At 66.5% G+C, this 1,543-nt stretch carries 1 protein-coding gene; it reads right to left on the reverse strand.

Annotated features, from left to right (window positions below; genetic code table 11):
* Positions 1-35: 35 nt before the first annotated feature.
* Positions 36-1,442, reverse strand: a complete 1,407-nt coding sequence (locus P5F91_RS19945; RefSeq protein ID WP_422394480.1) for an ISNCY family transposase — start codon at positions 1,440-1,442, stop codon at positions 36-38.
* Between the last annotated feature and the right edge of the window lie 101 nt (positions 1,443-1,543).

A 1,543-nucleotide genomic window follows, 5' to 3' on the forward strand; every position in this document is an offset into this window, starting at 1 on the left:
CCGCCTACATACGGTGTTTCAACCGGATAGAAGTGTCAGGGTGTCCCGCAAAGTAGAACTGTCAGTGCTGGGGGTAGGGCGGGCAGCGGAGCCGAAGGCGCAGCGGACCGGCCTACCCCCGCAAGGCGCCCCGGCAACCTCCGCTTACGCCCCGGTTTGTCCCCGGTCTTGACGTAACCAACGCGCTCGCTGTTGGTCTGGACCTTCGGTGCCGGCATCGCGTCCTGCGTCTCCCGGATCTCGGCCAGCACCGCCGACAGCCGCTTGTTCTCAACCACCGCCGCGTGGCTCACCCGCTGGTTCTTGTCAAACGCGGTGTAGGGCAGGGCCACTCCCTGCCAGCGGAACTCCAGCCGACCGTCCGCAAAGGCGTAGCTGTCCACATACTGACCCACCAGGACCCGCGTCACCGCCGTCTCCGCCAGCATCACCCGCCGCCGCTCATACGACAGCGTCAGCTGCCGCCCCACATACCGCCGCTCCCGCCAGCACAGAATGTCCCGCAGCCGCTCCGCCGACACCGTCAGCGGACGGTGCACATCCTCCGGCCGCGCAGGGGCCACCGCAAACCGCCCGTTGAACCGCTCCATGAACCCGGGCAGGAAGGCATTCCCCGCCGCCATGTCACTGATCCCCGCCAGCCGCAACTCCTTCACCAGCCGGTCCTGCAGCGTCCGGTTCACCCGCTCAACCCGCCCCTTCGCCTGGCTGGAGTTCGCGCACAGAATCTCGATCCCCAACTCCGCCAAGGCCCGACCGAACTGCGTCATCCCTTGCCCCGTCCGCGCCTCCGCCTTCGCCACCCGGAACACCGTGTGCTTGTCGGAGTAAAACGCCACCGGCCGCCCATGCCGCGTCACATACCCCTCCAGCGCCGCGAAGTAGCTGAACGCGCTCTCCGACGCCGCGAACCGCAGTTCCATCAACCGGCCCGTCGCATCGTCGATGAACACCAACAGGCTGCACGGGCCCGCCCGGTCCTCAAACCACCGATGCTCGCTGCCATCGATCTGAACCAGTTCGCCCAAGCGCTCCCGGCGCAGGCGAGGGCGGTGAAACTGACGCCGCTGATGCCGCGACACCCACAACCCCGCCGCGGACATCCACCCCCGCAGCGTCTCCCGCGATACAGCCAGCCCATGACGCTCCGCCAATTGCTCCGCCGCCAGCGTCGGACCAAAATCCGCGTAGTGCCGCCGCACCAACTCCAGCGCCAACTCACGCAACCCAGCACCCAGCTGACGGTTCGACGGCCGCCCTCGCGCCTGGTGCACGATGGCACCACCACCGCCTGACCGATACCGGCCCAGCAACCGCCATACCTGACGCTCGCTCAAGCCCAGAACAGCTGCCGCTGAGCCAGCTGTCAGCCGGCCACCCACAACATCAGACAGCACCTCAACCCGACGAACATCCCGGTCGCTCATCACCACCCAGCCCACCGCAGCCTCCCACGTCGGACACAGCCAACCGGAAGACTGACAGTTCTACTTTGCACAGGCCTGACATTTTAACTTTGCGCTTACATACGGAAAACCGATAA

Source organism: Nitrospirillum amazonense (genome assembly GCF_029594735.1).
Taxonomy (GTDB): Bacteria; Pseudomonadota; Alphaproteobacteria; order Azospirillales; family Azospirillaceae; genus Nitrospirillum; species Nitrospirillum amazonense.